This is a genomic window from Brevibacillus sp. YAE8 (genome assembly GCF_057543335.1).
The window spans coordinates 367,073-384,346 of sequence record NZ_BAAIYG010000002.1; the positions used below are offsets into that span (position 1 = coordinate 367,073).

The following is a 17,274-nucleotide window of genomic DNA, read 5'->3' on the forward strand; positions in this document are numbered from 1 at the left end:
TACAATAATGAACAAATATACATGTCAGAGGGAATGCAAATGAAAAACACGATTTTTACCTTCAAAGGCAACTCTCCGAAATACAAACAAATCTACGAGAAATTCAAATCGTTCATTGAGCAGGGCGACATAAAGGCCGATGAGCAGTTGCCTTCCATTCGCCAGCTTGCTGACTCCTTGCATGTAAGCCGCAATACGACATTGATGGCCTATGAACAGCTTGTGGCGGAAGGTTATATTCGCGGAGAGGGGCGAAAAGGCTATTTTGTCAATGAAGTAGAGCCTGTTTTGTTTCAAGCGGCTCCCCCTTCCGCTTATCGCGGGCAATCCGAGCAGGTACCGCCTGTTCGCATTGATTTTCGCTCAGACGTCGTCGATCAAACTCACTTCCCTTTAAAAACATGGAGGAGGATCGCCAATCAAGTATTGACGGCGAAGGAAAGCTTTCGGTACGGAGAGCCGTTTGGCGAACGTTGCCTACGCGAGCAAATCGCCGCCTACATCCTCCAGTCTCGCGGGGTGAGAACAGATCCGGACGCGATCATTGTCGGGAGCAGCACCCAGCAAATGCTGGTGTATCTCGGTCACGTCCTGAAACGCGACTTTTCCGGCATAATCGTGGAGGACCCTGGCTACGACGGCGCCAGGGAAGCATTCCAATTAAACGGCTTTACGCTTGAAACGTTGCCCGTTTACGAGACAGGCGCTGATTTTTCGCACCTGGAACAGTTGCAATCCCGCCTGATTTACGTCGCGCCGTCCCATCACAGTCCGTACGGGGTAAGCATGCCCATTCAACAGCGGCATGCCCTGATCCATTGGGCAAACACCGTTCAAGGCTATATTATCGAAGACGATTACGACAGTGAGTTTCGCTATACGCAGCAGCCATTTCCCGCGCTCGCCTCGATTGATTCCGCGCGGGTGATTTACCTTGGAAATTTCTCCAAGTGCTTTCTCCCCGGCATCCGGATCAGCTAACTTTGTTAAGGCTACCTCTAAAGGAGGAATAACTAAATGCAAAGGTTCCCGGATTTTATAAAATTCATCTTGCTGCTACTCTTTTTTATTATCTTCTCAACCCTCTTCCCCTATTTGAAAGGACCTGCTCCCACACCAGTTGAGAGCGGGGCCAGTGAATCTAGTTATTCATTCACAATTTTTTAATCGCTGAATTGAGAAGTACTTTCAACACAAAGCAAAAGAGGCATCGCCCCTCTTCGCCCAAGCGAGAGAGCCGTGCCTCTTCGTGTGTTGCCTGGTGTTATTCCGTTACTTCTACAGACCAGCCAAACTTGTCTTCTCGCTCTCCGTACTGGATGCCAGTCATCGTTTCGTACAGTCTGGTCGTCAACGGACCTGTTTTCTCCCCGTTGATAATCATGTGATGGCCGTTCCAGTTCAGATCGCCAACCGGAGAGATGACCGCCGCCGTCCCTGTGCCGAACGCTTCTTCCAGTTGTCCGTTCTTGTGCGCCTCATACAAGTCTTCGACGGAAATGCGCTTTTCTACAACCGGAATGCCCCAGTCTTGGAGCAACTGGATGGTCGAATCGCGGGTGATCCCCTCCAAAATGCTGCCGTTCAACGCCGGGGTCCACACTTCGTCCCCTACTTTGAAAAACACGTTCATGCTGCCGACTTCTTCGATGTATTTATTTTCAACGCCATCCAACCAAAGCACTTGCTCGTAGCCTTTTTCCTTGGCTTCTGCCTGTGCTTTCAAGGCGCCTGCGTAGTTCCCTGCTACTTTTGCGTTGCCCGTACCGCCTCTGACTGCGCGGACGTATTTGTTTTCCACGTAAATTTTGACCGGCTCCATGCCATTGGCATAGTAAGCGCCGACGGGAGACAGGACGATAATCAGCTTGTACGTGTGCGAGGCACGCACGCCGAAACATGGCTCTGTCGCAATCACGAACGGACGAATATAGAGCGACATGCCGCTTTCTGCCGGAATCCACTCTTTTTCCAGCGCCACCAACTGCTTCAGGGCGGCGACCATGAACTCCTCATCGACTTGTGGCATGCTCATCCGCTCCAGGGAGCGATTCATCCGTTTGAAGTTTTGATCCGGGCGGAACAGAAGCACTTTGCCTTCTTTGTTGCGGTATGCCTTCAGTCCTTCAAAAATCGCTTGTCCATAGTGGAAGACCATTGCCGCCGGATCGAGTGACAAGGGAGCATACGGAACGATTTGTGGATCGTGCCATCCTTTGCCTTCCGTGTAATCCATGGTGAACATGTGATCGGTAAAATGTACGCCGAACCCCAGCTTATCGAGCCCTGGCTTCTCTTTTTTGTGTGCTGTCCGGGTAATGGTTAACTGACACTCCATCCTCTACATCTCCCTTAGTTTATGAAATTCTACCTTTTTGAAACTGAGCTTATATATTTAAAATAGCAACTATTTCGAACGATTGCCAGCGTAACTTTCTGTTTGCCAGGAAGCGGCTACCCGATTGCTTGCCCTGTCAACTGGCAAAGCGCGCGATGGCGTCGACATTGTACACGTCCTTGCCTTTTTCCAAAGCCGCAATCAGCCGTTCATGGCCAAAGCCATACCCTACCCGAACGCCGCACAGCCCGTACGATTTGAAAAACGTGCGCAAAACGAGCAAATTCGGATAGCGGTCTATAAGCGAGATGACACTCTCATCCGAGTCGGCAAAATCCATGTAGGCTTCGTCGATGACAACCAACCCGTCCATGCCTTCCACCAAGTGGATCACCTCGGCTTGCGAAAGCAGCAGTCCCGTCGGCGCGTTCGGGTTGACTAGCACTACGGCTTGCGCCCCGCTTTTACGCAGCGCCTCCCCATCAATGGAAAAATCGTCCCTGGTCGCAACTTTGATGCATGTGGCCTGGTAGCCAGCCGCCACCGAATGATAGAGCGGAAAGGAAGGGGCGGGGATCGCGACTTTTCCTTCGGGACCGACGAACACCTTCATCAGCAGCGAAATCAGCTCGCTGGAACCGTTGGAGCAAAACGTTTGCTCTACCTTGACGCCATACTGGGCGGCCAGCTCGGCACGCAATTCCTCGCACCTGGAATCCGGGTAGCGGCGCAGTTGCTCTTCTGTGATCTCGCGCAAAGCTTTTAGCACCTGTGGCGAAGGGGGATGCGGGCTTTCGTTCAGATGCAGGCGAATCGCTCCCGCTTCGGGAAGCGGCTGCACCCCTTCTGCGTAGCCCGGCATCTGCTCGATATGCGGCAAAACGATGGTCATTTTCCTGTCTCCTCCTCGTACATACTTTCTCATCCCTGCTTCCGGTTCTCTCTGCAAAGATGGTATGATGTACCTACCATATCCTTAATTTTACAAAGAAGAAAGATCCAGTTTCCCGCTTTTTCAAGTGCCAGGTACGAAAGGAATGGAGATGGACCCGGCTTGCGCTCCCGGATCGCCAGCTATTTGCATCAAATCCGCGGCGTCCGCTGCTCCCCCGATCAGATCGTCGTCGGCGCAGGTACGTATCACTCGCTCGACCTGCTGTTTCAATTGCTAAAAGAAGACGTGAAGACCCTCGCCTTGGAGGAAGCCGTCAACGATGGGGTGAAAGCGCTACTGGGCCAATACCCGTTTTCCTGTCGGCCGCTGCGCCTGGAAGAAGACGGTATTTGTCTCGAAGATGTTGCGGCCAGTCGTGCCCAGGCGATCTATTTGACGCCTTCCCACCAGTTTCCGTACGGGACGACGGTCTCTGACCGCAAACGAGCATGGCTGTTGGATTGGGCCAAAAAGACGGGCGGCTACCTGATCGAAAACGACTACGACGGAGAATTTCGCTACGGGGCAAGGCCCATTCCCTCGCTGCAAAGCCAGGACGACAGCGAACGCGTCATCTATGTGGGCACGCTTTCCCGAGTGCTGTGTCCCTCTTTTCGGCTCAGCTATTTACTCTTGCCCCGCTCGCTGCTCGCCCGCTTCCGGACAAAGCGCAACAGCTACGACCAGTACGCCTCGCCCATTTTCCAGCACACATTGGGGTTGTTCATGCAATCCGGCGATTTTCATCGGCACGTGCGAAACATGCGCGCACTCTACAAGCGCAAGCACGATGTGCTGCTTCATTCGCTCGAGGAGCATTTTCCTGCGGGCAACATCATCGGGACAGGGGCCGGCCTGCACATGCTGCTGCAGCTTTCCGCGGAGAGAAGCGAAGCGGAAATCGTGGAGCAGGCGCTCGGCAACGGCGTGAAAGTATATCCTACCTTCGCCTACTCGCTTGTGCCCGCGCGCTCGTGGCCGCCCACGATCCTGTTCGGCTTCGGCGGATTGTCCGAGGCGGAAATCCAGGAGGGGGTCGGACGCTTTGCCCAAGCGGTTTACGGGTGAGCAGGCGGCAAAAGGCAAAAGGAGCGCCCCTCTTTTGCAAAAACAGCTACTATGCCCGGATCACTTCGATTAGTCCTGATCTGCGCGGGAAGCGTATATGATGAAACAGAGCGGAGTGAATTGTCATGAGTGAGTTTTTGGTCATCGCGATTCCACTGTTGTTAGGAATTGTCGGTTTTGTTTGTCTGCTCCTTGGCTTGTTTGGATACCACCCGAAACGGATTCGCATCAATCTCACCATTTCCGGCATCTGCTTTTTCCTGTTGTTCGCGTATCTTATCATCGGTTATTTTTACACGAATCAGGCTGCTTCCGCGTTTTTGCTTTGAAGTTGCCTGCCGATGCACGTTCCAGCATTGTCACAAGGAGGTTTTACGCCCATGAACATTCGCGCTGAAAAAGCGTTGCCAAAAAAAATCGCCATCGTAACGGGGGCAAGTCGATTGCGCGGCATCGGCGCTGCCATTTGCCGAAAATTGGCTTCCCAGGGGGTCGATCTGTTTTTCACCTACTGGACGGCGTACGACAAAACGATGGACTGGGGTGTGGAAGACCATGAGCCGCACCAGTTGCGCGAGGAGCTTTTACGCTCCGGCGTGAGATGTGCGAGCATGGAGATTGACCTGTCCCAGCCGGATTCCTGGCTGCGTGTCCTCGACGAAGCGAACGCACAGCTCGGTGCGCCCTGTATTCTCGTCAACAACGCCTGTCATTCGACTACAGATGGTTACCAGGCGCTCGATGCGGCCAGCCTGGACGCCCATTACGCCCTCAATGTCCGGGTGCCGATCATGCTCAGTGTGGAATTTGCCCGCCGATTTTCGCGAGGCGCCCACGGCCGGATTATTCATATGACTTCTGGACAGTCCAAAGGCCCGATGCCGGGCGAAATTGCCTACACCGCCACAAAAGGAGCCTTGGATGCGTTCACGGTGACGTTCGCTGCGGAAGTGGCCCCGCTTGGGATTACCGTCAATGCCGTCAACCCAGGGCCGACTGACACCGGCTGGATGTCGGCGGAGCTTGCGCAACACATTCTTGCGCGCAGTCCGCTGGGCAGAATCGGCCAACCGGAGGATGCCGCCCGTTTGGTTGCGTTTTTGGCGAGCGAGGAAGCGGGCTGGATCACGGGGCAAGTCATCCATTCGGAGGGAGGCTTTCTGCGTTGAACCGCCAAAGGTTGCCAGCCTGGCCGAGTACAGAAGCCTATAGAAAAAGCACAATCCGCTCAAGCCTGGCAGATTGTGCTTTTTCATTTGGCAGCGAGGCTATTGCGGCTTGCTCACGACGCGAAAAGAAGGCGCGAACAGCTCTTGCTCGCCAAGCTGCTGGTAGTCTCGCTCGACGTAGCCGAGGCGCATTTTGTCAAAGTAGCGCTGGCCGCGCTCCTTGATCTCGGCGAGGTCTACCCCAGGCAAAACGCGGTCCTTCATCACGGTGCGTCCCGCGATAATCGACAGCTTCACGTCACGGCCGGAGCCGCACATGATGAGCGTGCGGATCGGATCGTCTACTGCGCCCATGTGGAAGCCGTCGAGATCAATCGCGATGATGTCCGCCTGCGCTCCCGGAGCAAGCCGTCCAAGGTCATCCCGGCCGAGGAAGCGCGCTCCGCCGAGTGTAGCCGCACGGAAAATATCCGCGTAGGCAGAATCCGCCACATCGCGCTCCTGCAGGCGGGAGAGCATGCTGGCCGTGCGAATGTTTTGGATGAAGTCCGGCGGGAAAGTGTCCGTCCCGATGGCGATGTTGATGCCGCGGCGTTTGTAGCGGGCAAACGACTCCAGCGCGGAGCCGTGGCGGCCGATGACGAGCGGGCAGTGAATCACGGTCGTTCCCGTCTCTTGCAGAATCGCCAGGTCGTCTCCCTCCCCGATCGTCGCTTCGCTGTAGCCCGGAATGAAATGCGCGTGCGGGATCGCTGTTCTTTTGCCCAAAAAGCCGACCTCGGCGAGGAACTGTATCGGCGACTTGCCGTGACGGCGGTGGATTTCCATGTACTCGTAGCTGCCCTGTGCCGCGTGCAGGCGAACGGGACAACCCAGCTCGTCGCTGTAGCGCTTCGTGACGACCAAATTCTCGACCGTCTGCGTCTCGATCCGCTCAGGCGCGAGCATCCCGCGAATCAGCCCGTTGTGCGCGCCGTCAAAATCTTTGACAAACTGGACGGCCCGCTCAAGCCCTGCCCGCCCTTCCGCTTCGTTCCACACGACTTCGATCTCGCCGTTTGCCTTGACCACGCGCATGCCGGACTGGTAGCTCGGCCCCATGTACATGCGCAGTCCAAGACGTCTTGCATGCTCGGCCGCTGCTGCCAGCTCCTCGTACGTCTCCGCCCAGCGCTTGTAAAACACAGAGGTGATCGGCATCGCGGTCGTCACCCCGTTCAGGATCAGTTGGCTGTAGGCGTAGAGCGACTTGAACGACTCTTCTTCCGGCGTCGATCACTTCGTCGACTTCCCTGGCATAATCATGGCCCACAAACAAAATCGTGTCGTTTTCGTAGACAACCTCCCCGTCCCTGATGATGACGTGGTCTTCCCCGTCAAAGCCGATCACGTATTTGGCTGTTATTTTCGTTTTCATACTGCTTCTCCCTCGCCTTCGCATCCATACTCTTTCTCTCCACTGTCTATCTGCGTGTCCTTTGTCAGTATAAGAAATATTCTGTCAAGTTTGTTGCAATTGCTTTGCATCTATTTGCACAATCTTTACTCCTTTGCCGGCTGCCCCCGCTCGTCACGACGCTTTTCTCCAACCTGATCGGCTTCGGGGCGCTCCTGCCGTTCCTCGTTGCCAGCCTGCCGCAAGTCGCGTACAGCCCTCGTCTTGCTTCGTGGCTGCTGCTGTTCGTCACGGCTGTGGTCATGCACGGCATCGTCACGCTGATCTGGAACAGCCAACTGCAAAAGGTCGGAGCGGCCAAGGCGGCGATGTTTTCCAACCTGGAGCCGTTTATCGCCATGCTGTTCGGCTTCTTTTTGCTGGCGAAGCCCATCACCGCCGTCCAGTTGTTCGGAGCGGTCCTGATTATCGCGGGAGTCACCTTGACCACGACCTCCAAGGAGCCGCGCGATCAGCACGAGCTGTCTTCGTTTCCTACGGGGGGCAAATAGTCGGGGTTTATTTCATACAAAAACAGTCGGAATTATGGTTGAGATTTACAGCCGCAATGATTATACTAGACGGTAACGTGCCATCACGACTTTTTGCGTGAAACCACCCGAAAAAGACCAAGGAGGGCTGTTCATGTCTACGGTTAAGCTGTCCCAATGGGAAACGATGCTGCTTGAGGCGGCACGCGCCCACGGGCTCGTCGATGAAGAAATCATCCATAAGCTGAGAACGGGCGACCGCGGGCCTTTTGCCGATGTGGAAGGCGGGAAGTACGATTACACTCCCCTCTTTGAGCTGTACCAGAGCGATTCCGCCGCGCTTGAGCAGGCGATTCGCGACGGCTACCAAATCAAGTTCACGACGATGAACGGGATCAAATTTTTATTGAACAAACGCTACCGCCTTCTCGCCGAGCAGGACTACCAGGTAGAGGAGACGGCGCTGGACCAGGTTCGGCTGTCAGACGAGGCGCTGCAATGGATGCGCCAGACGATCTCGAAAAACTGGCGGATCGTGGAGCAGGCAAAGCTCGCCGACAGCAAGGAAACGGTCGTCCGCTTCGAACTGGCTGCCTCTTGAATGCAAAAAGAGCACTTTTCCGCACGGGAGAGTGCTCTTTCTTTATACGTGATTTCGCGATTTCGTGAAAAAAGCATGCCTGGCATGCGGGACCTGGGCAAAACGTGAGCAAAAGCGTGCGGCTCTGCCGCCACCGAGCCTATTCGCTCCGGCAAAGCATCCTCATCCCGAGCAAAACCGCCCAGGCGCGGCTGTCCGCCTTGAAGAAAAAGCGCAGCGGCATGTCGCTGTCCACGAAGATCAGCGTGTCGCTTGCGGCAGCGCGGAGCGAAAATTCGCTGCCGGCGACTTCCGCTACAGGCGCTCCGTCGCGGATGAACAGGCGCACGTTGCCTCCTTCTGCGGAAGTATATGTCCCGACGAGCTTTTCCAGCTCCTCGCGGTCGAGCTGATACGTCGGGGCTGCGCTCTCCTTGTGCGCAAGCGGCAGTCCCAGCGCGGCGTTGACCGCTGCCAGCCAGACGTTGCGGATCGGCACGTTTTCGAGATTGGACAGGACGACGCAGACGAGTCCTTTTTCCGGGACAAAGCCGAAGTTGGACGATACGCCCGGCTGCCCGCCCCCGTGCTCGACCAGCGTGACTCCCGCGTAGTCCCTCGTCGTCTTGAGCGCGTAGCCGTACCAGGCGTCCTTCGTCAGCCGATGGACGGGCTGCCACATCGTTTCCAGCCAGGCGGCAGGCACGATCTCCTGTCCCTGGTAGCGGCCTTTTGCCACATACAGGCCACCGTACACAAGCAAATCGTCCACGCTTGAACGAATCCCTCCGCCCACCTCGTAGTTGCCAAGCGTCGGCCAAGGGACCGCGGTGACTTGCTGCTGTTCCCCCCGCTTCGCATACGGGGTGGAGACGTTGTCCAGACGGGCAAGCTCCTCCAGGCTGAACGTAGAGCGATGCATCCGCAGCGGCGCAAGCAGCCGCTCCGTCATATAGCGGCGGTACGGCCGTCCGCTGACCTGCTCGATGATCGCGCCAAGCAACAGGAACATGTCGTTGGCATAGCTGAAATACTGCCCCGGCTCCCCGAGGGCCGCGAACTCGACTTCAGCCAGGTAGTCCAGATGCTCGGAAAACCGGACCAGCTCTTCCCTGCGCAAAAGCGGCGGCACACCCGACGTATGCGACAGGAGATGGCGAATTTGCACCTTGCTGGCATCGCAGCCTCTCAGCCGAAACGCCGGGATGTATTTGCCGACCGGATCGTCCAGCGACAGCTTTCCTTCATGCGCCAGTTGCATGATCGCCGCTGCCGTAAACGATTTGGTGACGGAAGCGATGCCAAACACCGTAGATGGCGTGGCTGGCTCTTTCGTCACCAGGTTGCGCACGCCGAACCCTTTTGCGTAAATCGTTTCCCCGCGGTGCGACAGGGCGACCGCAAGCCCTGGCACGCCCTGTTCCTCCATGAAGCGTTGAATGTACGTCTCCAGCTCTGTCATTTGCAGCCGATCCATAGTCGCCTCCGTCCTTTTTTTCGCCTAGCGAATGGATGAAAAACCAGACTTTCTGCCCGCTTATCGCAGCGGAAGCGGCATGGCGTGAACCGTCCGCCCTTTTCGGCCTGTCGTCGTCACCGCCTGGGAGAGAGAGTTGTAGATCGCTTCCTCGGTCGCCTCTGCGGCTGCGGCAAACAGCTCGTTCATCACCGGATGGTCCTCGCGAAGCTGCACGCGCGTCTCCGTAACCGACTCCGTCCGGTGAGGGATCTTGTGCGCGGTGGAAAAGGCGATCGCGATGTCGCCGCTGCCGTGCCCGAAGTGGCTCCCGGTGCGGCCGAGGCCGATTCCTGCGCGCTTGGCGACACGCAGAAGCTGGCGGTCGGAAAGCGGCGCGTCTGTCGCAAGCACGATCATAATCGAGCCGTCCTCTTCCTTCTCGACTGCCTCTGCGGCCGCCGGCTCGCGAGTGGCACAGGCAAACAACCTGTCGCCCAAAAAGTCGTCCTTGCTGCCAAAGTTGGACAAAACCAATGCGCCGAGCGTGTACGTATGCCCGGAGGCGGACACGACGCGCGAGGACGAGCCGATTCCGCCCTTGTAGCCGAATGCGACCATCCCTGTCCCCGCTCCGACCGCGCCTTCTTCTACGCCGTGCTCCGTTGCGTTTTCAATCGCCGCCACCGCGTCTTCCGGCCGCACGACGCAGCGGCGGATCGAATTGAGGTGGCCGTCGTTACACTCCCCGACCACGATGTTGACCGTCCCTGTCGTATCGCCAATCTCTTCATTCGTCGCCAGCATGTATTGCAGCGCGCCCTGTGTCACCGCCGGGACGGAAACCGTATTCGTCAGCATGATCGGCGACTCCAGCACGCCCAGCTCGTTTACCTGGACGAGTCCTGTCGTCTTGCCGAAGCCGTTGATGACGTAGCTGGCTGCCGTCACCTTTTCGCGAAACAGGCTGCCTCCGTGCGGCAAAATGGCGGTCACGCCCGTACACGCACACTCCCCGCCTTCCAGCTCATGCTGAATCGTCACATGGCCGACGCGCACCCCAGGCACATCGGTCAGATCGTTTTTCGCTCCTGTGGGCAGCTTGCCGACCACTACTCCCAGCTCGCGGATTTTCCCTTTTCCGGCACGCTTCATGACAGCTTCCTCCTTTCCCGTTCGGCTCGCCTACACCGGGCGATTTCGCAAAAAGTTTTCGTAGGCAAATCCGCGCACCTCGTCTTCCGTGTAGCGCTTGAGCAGCTCGTTTATCAGGTTTTGGCTCATCCCTGCATGCTCAAGCCCCACGACTTTTTTCGCGATCCCGTCAAAATCCGAGCCAAGCCCGATATGGCGCACGCCGCCGAGCGAGCAGAAGTGATCGATATGCCGGATCAGGTCGTCAATCGTCGTCGGCGCCGAGTCGTTAATAAACATCGTGCAGTACACGACGTGGACATTGGCCCCTTTGGCGAACATCGCCTTCGCCTGCTCGTCCGTCAGGTTGCGGGGATTGTCGCAAACAGCGCGTGCATTGGAATGGCTCGCGATCGGGTACTTCGCCAGCTCCAGCGTCTCCCAGAAGCTGCGCTCGCACAGGTGGGAGACATCTGTCAAAATTTTTCGTTCATTATGGAACTGAATAATCTCTTTGCCAAACGCGGTCAGCCCGCCGTTTCTTTCTTCCAGCGCCCCGTCTGCCGCCAGATTCGCCAAATTCCAGGTCAGGCCGACAGAGCGCACGCCGAGCTGATAGAGAATGTGCAGCTTTTTCAGGTCGTTGCCGATCGGCTCTACCCCTTCGAGCGTCAAAAGCGCCCCGATCTCGCCGTCCTGCAGCCTGTCCAGGTCGCTCCAGTCGCGAATCTGCTTCATCTCCGGATGCTTGCCGAGCACCTCTGTATAAAAGTAGTGAATCTGATCCAGCGCGCATTGAAACCGGCTTTCCGAAGGCAGGTCGACCGGCGTGTAAATCGCGTAGCATTGCACCTTCACCCCCCCGTCGTGCAGCCGATTCCGGTTCACGTCCAGCTTTTCCGAATCGGCAAAGGAGAGATTCCCCTTTTGCTCCCATATTTTCAAAAGCGCATCGCAATGCAAATCAATAATCGGCATTCCCGCCATTTGCTTCATCAGTCCTCGCTCTTTTTTCTCTTGACGAACTCTACCTAATTCCCTCACTTTACGGTAATGTATTTTTAAAAGCGATTCCAATTAATTTTTGCAATAGGCATCTTCAAAAATTTGCATAATGGAGCCCACCCCTATGAATATGGAACAACTGGAAGCGTTTATTTTTGTAGCTTTGACAGGGAGCTTTAGCAAGACAGCCGATCTCTTGTACCTCTCCCAGCCAACCGTCAGCATGCGGATCAAGGCGCTGGAAACCTCGATGGGCTGCAAGCTGTTTCAGCGCACAGGCCATACGATTTCGCTGACCAAGGAGGGCGACCTGTTTTTGCCCTACGCGAAAAACATCATGAACATGCTGCAGGAGGGCCAGCAGGCGATCCAGCGCTCACAGGGCGACGTGGAAGGCGAGCTGACCATTTCGACCGTATTCGTTTCGGCCTTTTACATCTTGCCGGATCTCGTGGAGCAGTTTCAGCAGCTTTATCCGAAAATCAAGCTGACGATCCTCACCGGACATTCGCATCAGGTGCTCGATATGGTGCTCAACCACGAGGTGTCGTTCGGTATCGCGAGGGCGGTCAACCATCCGCAGATCAACCGGATTCAGCTCATGTCCGACGATATGGTGCTGGCGATTTATCCCGAGCATCCGTTTGCCTATCGCCATCAGGTGTCGATCGAGGAAGTCGCCCGCGAACGGCTCATCTTGTTCAACCGCGGCTCGCTGGACTGGAAGCTGATTAACAACGCGTTCAGTCATTTTCAACTGCAAAACAACGTCGTCATGGAGGCGGACAACATCGAGGTCGTCAAACGGATGGTCAAGCAGAAGCTCGGCATCGCCTTTTTGCCCCGCTTTGCGATCAGCAAAGATTTGAGCGACGGCGAGCTGAAAGAGGTAGACGTCCTCAACCTGCCGCAAATCAACCGCAACTTCGAGCTGATTTACTTGAAGGATACACCCGTGAACGGGATCATGCGCACGTTTATCGACTTTTTGATGCAAAACAAGGCGTTGCAGTGAGCGGCCGCAAGAAAAAGACCGCCTCTAGCGGACGGCCTCTTCTCTTCCGGCGGCGTGTGGCGCTGCCTGGTGCTTTTCCTTTTGGCGCGGACCCAGCTTGCTGATTGCAAGCAGCAGACAGCCGATGATAACGAGCATCGCGACCAGGGCAAACGTAAAGTCGCCGAACAGATCGACAGCCAGCCCGATCAGCACAGGCCCGAGCGAGCCGAGCATGTACCCGCCAAACTGCATGACGGCCGACCACGACGTAGCTTCCTGCGCGCTGTCCGCCTCTTCAATCGGGATCAACAGCGCCAAAGGGAACAAGCCGCCTGCCCCGATCCCGAGAAACACGGTCGCAAGCCACGGCGAAGCGTGAACGAGCAACAGGGCGATGCCGACCAGCTCAGCCAAGGCACAGGTGAACAGCCAGCGATTGCGGTTGCCAGTGCGGCTGACAATCACCGGGATGAGAAAGCTGACCGGGATTTGAATGATCGTAAACAGCGTCAGCACCAGTCCCGACTGCGCATGGCTCATCCCTGCCGCTTGCACGAGCGGAGCCAGCCAGGCGGTTATCATGTAAAACATCGAGGACATGCACCCGAAAAACAGCATGCTTGCGATCATCCGCCCGCTTTTGATGCGCAGCTTGGGCACTGAGGCAGCCGATTTGCCTGCTTTTTCTTTTGCCAACGGGAGCAGCGCTGCTGCGGCGAGCACGGCCAAGAGCGCCCAGACGCACAGCGAGTACTGCCACGATTGGCCCAGCGCCGTAAACAGCGGGATCGACAAGCTGGACGCAATCGCAGCCCCGATGACGAGCGACACGGAATAAATGCTGGCGGCACCCGGCTTGCCAGGAAAGTACTTTTTGATAAAGCCGGACAAAAGCGGCCCGGCGATGCCAATGCCAATCCCGGAAATCAGGGCGGTCACAAGCAGGCTCACGCTGTCCAAGACGAGCACCCGGTACGCTGTCGCCGCAAAAATCATCACCATCGCCACAAGCAGCGAGCGCTCCAGGCCAAAGCGCTGGCTGAGCGTGATGGAGAAAAGCGCAAACAGCCCCATGCAAAATACCGGGAGCGTCGTAATCAGGCTTGCCGTTACTCCGCTCATCCCCAAATCGGTTTGGATGATATCGAGCAGCGGCCCGACAGACGTAATGGACGGCCGCAAGTTCAATGAGAGCAAAAAAATAACGGCAATCAAATAAAATAACCGCACGCAAACACTTCCTTCCTCTATCCTTGAATGAAGTGTAAAGCCGTGCGTACAATAGATCAATTCTATTTTTTCTATACAAATAATAGTTACAGACTATGGTAAAGAAGGGAGGCGCCATGGAATTTCGTCAGTTGCAATATTTTCTCATGCTGTGCAACGAGCTGCATTTTTCCGAGGCCGCCTATAAGCTGGGCATTAGCCAACCGACGTTAAGCCAGCAAATCCGCGTGCTGGAGGATGAAGTCGGCGTGCCGCTGTTCGACCGGATCGGGAAAAAAACGGTGAAGACCGAGGCAGGCGCGATCCTGGAGCACCACGCCTTGCAAATCGTTCAGCATCTGGAAAGTGCCCGGACAGCGATTGCCGACCTGACCCATATGCACGCGGGGCATTTGCGCGTAGCGGTGCTGCCGTCCGACCTCGACTACCGCCTCACTTCGCTTTTGATCGACTTCCACAAGCAGTTTCCGCAAACAAAGGTGCAAGTGTTTCCTTCCATTGACATCGTGAACCAGGTGCTGAACATCGAGGTCGACCTCGGTGTCGGCCTGGCGATGCCTGCCATGCCCGCCGATGAGCGTTTGACGCGGATTTCGTTTTACACGGAAACGTACAGTTTGTACGTCCATCGAGATCATCCTCTGGCCGGGCGGGAAAGCGTCTCTTGCGACGATTTGCGCGGGCTTGCGTTCGTCATGTATCCGCAAGGCTTCTACGGCCGCGATTTGATCGACAGGTGGAGCAAAGAGCGCGGGCTCGTCATCGAAACGATCATGGAAACAGGCTCAGCCACGTCCCTGCTCCAGCTCGTTGGCGCAGGCATCCGCGCCACGATTCAGCCGAGCCGCCTGATCGAAAGCTTTCAGTCGCTGGGGATTCGCGCCGTTGCCATCGACGACTCGCCGATCCGGGAAATGGTCATCATGTACCGCAATGACAAATACATCAGCGTCGCTGCCAAAGCGTTCATCAACAAGCTGGAGACGTCGTTTCAAACCTCGCGCTAGCGTGCCGCGCAGCTTGCTGCTTGCCGTTTTTCCCGCGGGAAAAAACCTCGCTCTTGCAACTAAAAGTATCCACTGGAGGGAAATCCTAATCCGTATGGCTGTCATCCTGTCATGGCAAGGAGGCATTTATGACGCAGCGCAAACTGGTACATTTCACCGATCAGGACCTGGACGGCGAATCGTGTGCGATCTTGAGCCGGATCGCCTATGGCGACCGGGAAGTCTTCACCCGCGGCGTATCGCCCTATACCGTCAACCAGGAAGTCCAGACGTTTCTTGCCGAAGAGTTTTCGCCGGAGATGTCCGTCGTCATTACAGATGTGGGCGTCAACGAAGAAGTGGCGTCCTTGATTCAGAAAAAAGTCGAGCAAGGGCATTCGTTTGTCCTAATCGACCATCACCCGACGTCGCTACCCCTGTCCGCGAAGTTCGACTGGGCGAACGTCATCGTCGAAGCAGCGGGACAGAAGACTGCGGCGACCAGCCTTTATTACGATTACTTGCGAAGCAAAGGGCTTTTGGCGCCCACAGACGTGCTTACCGACTACGTGGAGCTGGTGCGGGCGTTTGATACGTGGGACTGGGAAGCGACCGGAAATGTGCAGGCGAACCAGTTGAACCTCTTGTTTTATTTGGCGGAGCGCGGCACTTTTGCCGACCAGGTGATCGGGCGGCTGCGCAGCGAGGACGTGGAGCAGTTCACGTTCGAGGACTGGGAAGCTCTCCTGATCTACACAGAGGAGAGAAGAATCGCGGAGTTTGAGCAGAAAAAGGCAAAGCAGATGAAGCGCCTGAGCGTCGAAATTGATCTGGACGAGACGAGAACGTACAACGTCGGCGTCGTCTTTTTGGAGCAGTACCAATCGACGACGGGAAACTTTTTGTGCAAAAGCGATGAGACGCTCGATTTTGTCGCGATGCTCGATCCCGGAAAAGGCAGAATCAGCTTTCGCACGATTCGCGACGACGTGGACCTGTCGGTGATCGCGGCCCACTACGGAGGTGGCGGGCATCCCAAGGCGGCGGGCTGCTCGTTTACAGGCGTGACCCTAAAAACTTTTGTGTACCCTGCCCTGCGTGTGCATTGAAAAATCCCCTCCGGCCGCAAGCAGGCGTCCCCATCGGCTCATCCGATGATGAGATGAGCCGATGGGCGCTGCTTTTTTCGCGAGGGGATTCTCATGTGTATCCGTTACGCGTGGTTACGCGTGACCGAGCAAACCTTCCAACACTTTCTGGACTTTTACCCCTGTCTCAAACGTCACCAGTCTGGCTTCCTGCCCGTCGATGGCAAGCGCCAGCTCGTCGAGCAACAGCGAGAGGCGGTCCAGTTCTGGCACGTCTGCGGCCACAGGCGCTTCTCCCTCTCCCCCGACAAACAGCTTGCTCCAGTTGACTACGCTCAAGGTGCCTTTGGTGCCGTAAATACGGTAGTCCAGATGCTCCTGGTGCGCGATGCCCGCCAGTCCGTTGATCGTGACCGGAGTGCCGCAAGCAAGGCGCAGGAAGGCCGAGACGCCCGTTTCACACGCTTCCGGGTCTTGCGGATAGTCTACGTCCGAGCGGATGACCTGCAAATCTCCGAACAAGGCGTAGGTCAAATGGGTAAAATGCGGCAAAACCTCGCGGATGAAGCCGCCCTGCTCCCGGCCGGACAGCCACGGCGTCTGCTGCCACGGGCGCGGCCACGTATGGAAATGGGTCAAAATATCAATCCGGCGAATCTCGCCGATCTCCTCCAGCCTGCTGCGCAGCGCGGGGAAAATGCCCTGATAGTAGAGCGGAAAGTTCATCGCGTGCACGACGCCTGCGTCTTTGGCTGCCGCCAGCATGTCCTCGGCTTCTGCGAGCGAATTAGCGAGCGGCTTTTCGCACAGCAAATGCTTTTTGTGCGCCAATACGTCCAGAGCGATCGCATGGTGGAACTTCGGCGGGACGGCCAGGTAGACGGCGTCCAGCTCTTCTTTTGCCAACAGCTCCTTGTAATCGGTGTACCACGGCACATTGCCGGATTTTTGCGCGGCCTCCTGCGCCCGTTCGGCAGACACGTCGCTCACTGCCGCGACGCTGAATTTTTCGTGGGTGCGAAGGGCGTTCATCATCCGCTCGCCCATGACGCCTGCGCCGATGACGCCCACCTTCCGTTTGCTCTCGTTCATCTGTCTTTCCTCGCTTCCTGATGAATGCTCGTCTTTTTTGCACCTCCCCCTTTTCTCTATTAATCTGAAAATTCCTTGTAAAAAAACTAGATTGCGAAAAAATGTTTGCGAAAATCGCTACACGGAAGCGATACCCGAGTGGAACCGTCTCGTTTTCTTTGAATCGCGTTCATGGCTTGTTGTGCCCAGGAAATGCCGCAATGCTGGAACTTTTGCGCCTGTACGCTGATTTCTGCTGTAATTTGAAACGACTGGATGAAAGTGCGACTCT

Annotated in this window: 16 protein-coding genes and 1 pseudogene; 9 read left to right on the forward strand and 8 right to left on the reverse strand. The window is 56.3% G+C overall.

All coding sequences use genetic code 11. The features are described 5' to 3' along the window. Window positions 1-39: 39 nt before the first annotated feature. A pseudogene (gene pdxR / locus AC27IT_RS04600) lies at window positions 40-978 on the forward strand (MocR-like pyridoxine biosynthesis transcription factor PdxR); the annotation flags it as partial. 286 nt (window positions 979-1,264) lie between these two features. On the opposite strand, the gene AC27IT_RS04605 reads toward pdxR, so the two are convergent. Both AC27IT_RS04605 and AC27IT_RS04610 read right to left on the reverse strand, forming a co-directional pair. Beyond that, window positions 1,265-2,338: a branched-chain amino acid aminotransferase gene (locus AC27IT_RS04605; protein ID WP_487091626.1), complete on the reverse strand. Its 1,074-nt coding sequence runs from the start codon at window positions 2,336-2,338 to the stop codon at window positions 1,265-1,267. Window positions 2,339-2,474: 136 nt separating this feature from the next. Continuing rightward, the gene (locus AC27IT_RS04610; RefSeq protein ID WP_487091627.1) at window positions 2,475-3,230 is read right to left on the reverse strand and encodes a pyridoxal phosphate-dependent aminotransferase; all 756 of its coding nucleotides are present in this window, start codon (window positions 3,228-3,230) and stop codon (window positions 2,475-2,477) included. Between the two features lie 162 nt (window positions 3,231-3,392). Between AC27IT_RS04610 and AC27IT_RS04615 the strand changes: the two genes are divergently transcribed. The 3 genes from AC27IT_RS04615 to AC27IT_RS04625 all read left to right on the forward strand — a co-directional run bounded on the left by AC27IT_RS04615 (window position 3,393) and on the right by AC27IT_RS04625 (window position 5,509). Beyond that, window positions 3,393-4,340: an aminotransferase-like domain-containing protein gene (locus AC27IT_RS04615; protein WP_283858909.1), complete on the forward strand. Its 948-nt coding sequence runs from the start codon at window positions 3,393-3,395 to the stop codon at window positions 4,338-4,340. A gap of 125 nt (window positions 4,341-4,465) precedes the next feature. Then, window positions 4,466-4,669: a hypothetical protein gene (locus AC27IT_RS04620; RefSeq protein WP_005828271.1), complete on the forward strand. Its 204-nt coding sequence runs from the start codon at window positions 4,466-4,468 to the stop codon at window positions 4,667-4,669. Window positions 4,670-4,720: 51 nt separating this feature from the next. Next, window positions 4,721-5,509 carry an SDR family oxidoreductase gene (locus AC27IT_RS04625; protein WP_487091628.1) on the forward strand — a complete coding sequence of 263 codons (789 nt, stop codon included), beginning with the start codon at window positions 4,721-4,723 and terminating at the stop codon, window positions 5,507-5,509. Between the two features lie 99 nt (window positions 5,510-5,608). Here the strand turns inward: AC27IT_RS04625 and AC27IT_RS04630 are convergent, their stop codons facing one another. Next, window positions 5,609-6,721 carry a chlorohydrolase family protein gene (locus AC27IT_RS04630; RefSeq protein WP_431809287.1) on the reverse strand — a complete coding sequence of 371 codons (1,113 nt, stop codon included), beginning with the start codon at window positions 6,719-6,721 and terminating at the stop codon, window positions 5,609-5,611. A 309-nt stretch (window positions 6,722-7,030) separates the two neighbouring features. Here AC27IT_RS04630 and AC27IT_RS04635 point away from each other — a divergent pair, with 309 nt between their 5' ends. Beyond that, window positions 7,031-7,456, forward strand: a complete 426-nt coding sequence (locus AC27IT_RS04635) for a DMT family transporter (RefSeq protein ID WP_026557735.1) — start codon at window positions 7,031-7,033, stop codon at window positions 7,454-7,456. Between the two features lie 133 nt (window positions 7,457-7,589). Further along, the gene (locus AC27IT_RS04640; RefSeq protein WP_026557734.1) at window positions 7,590-8,036 is read left to right on the forward strand and encodes a hypothetical protein; all 447 of its coding nucleotides are present in this window, start codon (window positions 7,590-7,592) and stop codon (window positions 8,034-8,036) included. A gap of 139 nt (window positions 8,037-8,175) precedes the next feature. Here the strand turns inward: AC27IT_RS04640 and AC27IT_RS04645 are convergent, their stop codons facing one another. From AC27IT_RS04645 to AC27IT_RS04655, 3 genes are read right to left on the reverse strand one after another with little or no spacing between them, the layout of a single operon-like run. Then, window positions 8,176-9,492, reverse strand: a complete 1,317-nt coding sequence (locus AC27IT_RS04645; RefSeq protein ID WP_487091629.1) for a serine hydrolase domain-containing protein — start codon at window positions 9,490-9,492, stop codon at window positions 8,176-8,178. 60 nt (window positions 9,493-9,552) lie between these two features. Then, on the reverse strand, window positions 9,553-10,626 hold the full coding sequence (locus tag AC27IT_RS04650; RefSeq protein WP_487091630.1) for a DmpA family aminopeptidase: 1,074 nt from the start codon (window positions 10,624-10,626) through the stop codon (window positions 9,553-9,555). A gap of 30 nt (window positions 10,627-10,656) precedes the next feature. Next, on the reverse strand, window positions 10,657-11,592 hold the full coding sequence (locus tag AC27IT_RS04655) for a dipeptidase (RefSeq protein WP_487091655.1): 936 nt from the start codon (window positions 11,590-11,592) through the stop codon (window positions 10,657-10,659). Between the two features lie 142 nt (window positions 11,593-11,734). On the opposite strand from AC27IT_RS04655, the gene AC27IT_RS04660 reads away from it, so the two are divergent. After that, window positions 11,735-12,625, forward strand: coding sequence for a LysR family transcriptional regulator (locus tag AC27IT_RS04660; protein WP_005832321.1), 891 nt, complete (start codon window positions 11,735-11,737; stop codon window positions 12,623-12,625). Between the two features lie 24 nt (window positions 12,626-12,649). On the opposite strand, the gene AC27IT_RS04665 is transcribed toward AC27IT_RS04660, so the two are convergent. Further along, window positions 12,650-13,837 (reverse strand): MFS transporter, encoded by a 1,188-nt coding sequence (locus tag AC27IT_RS04665; RefSeq protein ID WP_005832319.1) that lies wholly within the window; start codon window positions 13,835-13,837, stop codon window positions 12,650-12,652. Between the two features lie 116 nt (window positions 13,838-13,953). Between AC27IT_RS04665 and AC27IT_RS04670 the strand changes: the two genes are divergently transcribed. Both AC27IT_RS04670 and AC27IT_RS04675 read left to right on the forward strand, forming a co-directional pair. Next, a complete protein-coding gene (locus AC27IT_RS04670) occupies window positions 13,954-14,844 on the forward strand; it encodes a LysR substrate-binding domain-containing protein (protein ID WP_487091631.1) in 891 nt (296 codons plus the stop codon). A 128-nt stretch (window positions 14,845-14,972) separates the two neighbouring features. Further along, window positions 14,973-15,932 (forward strand): DHH family phosphoesterase, encoded by a 960-nt coding sequence (locus tag AC27IT_RS04675; protein WP_487091632.1) that lies wholly within the window; start codon window positions 14,973-14,975, stop codon window positions 15,930-15,932. Between the two features lie 114 nt (window positions 15,933-16,046). Here the strand turns inward: AC27IT_RS04675 and AC27IT_RS04680 are convergent, their stop codons facing one another. Continuing rightward, window positions 16,047-17,003 (reverse strand): Gfo/Idh/MocA family protein, encoded by a 957-nt coding sequence (locus AC27IT_RS04680; RefSeq protein WP_007783718.1) that lies wholly within the window; start codon window positions 17,001-17,003, stop codon window positions 16,047-16,049. Between the last annotated feature and the right edge of the window lie 271 nt (window positions 17,004-17,274).

Bases quoted from the DNA above. Each gene is read 5' to 3' on its own strand.
- AC27IT_RS04605 (WP_487091626.1), bottom strand. From the start codon at position 2,338: ATGGAGTGTCAGTTAACCATTACCCGGACAGCACACAAAAAAGAGAAG.
- AC27IT_RS04610 (WP_487091627.1), bottom strand. From the start codon at position 3,230: ATGACCATCGTTTTGCCGCATATCGAGCAGATGCCGGGCTACGCAGAA.
- AC27IT_RS04620 (WP_005828271.1), top strand. From the start codon at position 4,466: ATGAGTGAGTTTTTGGTCATCGCGATTCCACTGTTGTTAGGAATTGTC.
- AC27IT_RS04625 (WP_487091628.1), top strand. From the start codon at position 4,721: ATGAACATTCGCGCTGAAAAAGCGTTGCCAAAAAAAATCGCCATCGTA.
- AC27IT_RS04640 (WP_026557734.1), top strand. From the start codon at position 7,590: ATGTCTACGGTTAAGCTGTCCCAATGGGAAACGATGCTGCTTGAGGCG.
- AC27IT_RS04645 (WP_487091629.1), bottom strand. From the start codon at position 9,492: ATGGATCGGCTGCAAATGACAGAGCTGGAGACGTACATTCAACGCTTC.
- AC27IT_RS04650 (WP_487091630.1), bottom strand. From the start codon at position 10,626: ATGAAGCGTGCCGGAAAAGGGAAAATCCGCGAGCTGGGAGTAGTGGTC.
- AC27IT_RS04655 (WP_487091655.1), bottom strand. From the start codon at position 11,592: ATGGCGGGAATGCCGATTATTGATTTGCATTGCGATGCGCTTTTGAAA.
- AC27IT_RS04660 (WP_005832321.1), top strand. From the start codon at position 11,735: ATGAATATGGAACAACTGGAAGCGTTTATTTTTGTAGCTTTGACAGGG.
- AC27IT_RS04670 (WP_487091631.1), top strand. From the start codon at position 13,954: ATGGAATTTCGTCAGTTGCAATATTTTCTCATGCTGTGCAACGAGCTG.
- AC27IT_RS04675 (WP_487091632.1), top strand. From the start codon at position 14,973: ATGACGCAGCGCAAACTGGTACATTTCACCGATCAGGACCTGGACGGC.
- AC27IT_RS04680 (WP_007783718.1), bottom strand. From the start codon at position 17,003: ATGAACGAGAGCAAACGGAAGGTGGGCGTCATCGGCGCAGGCGTCATG.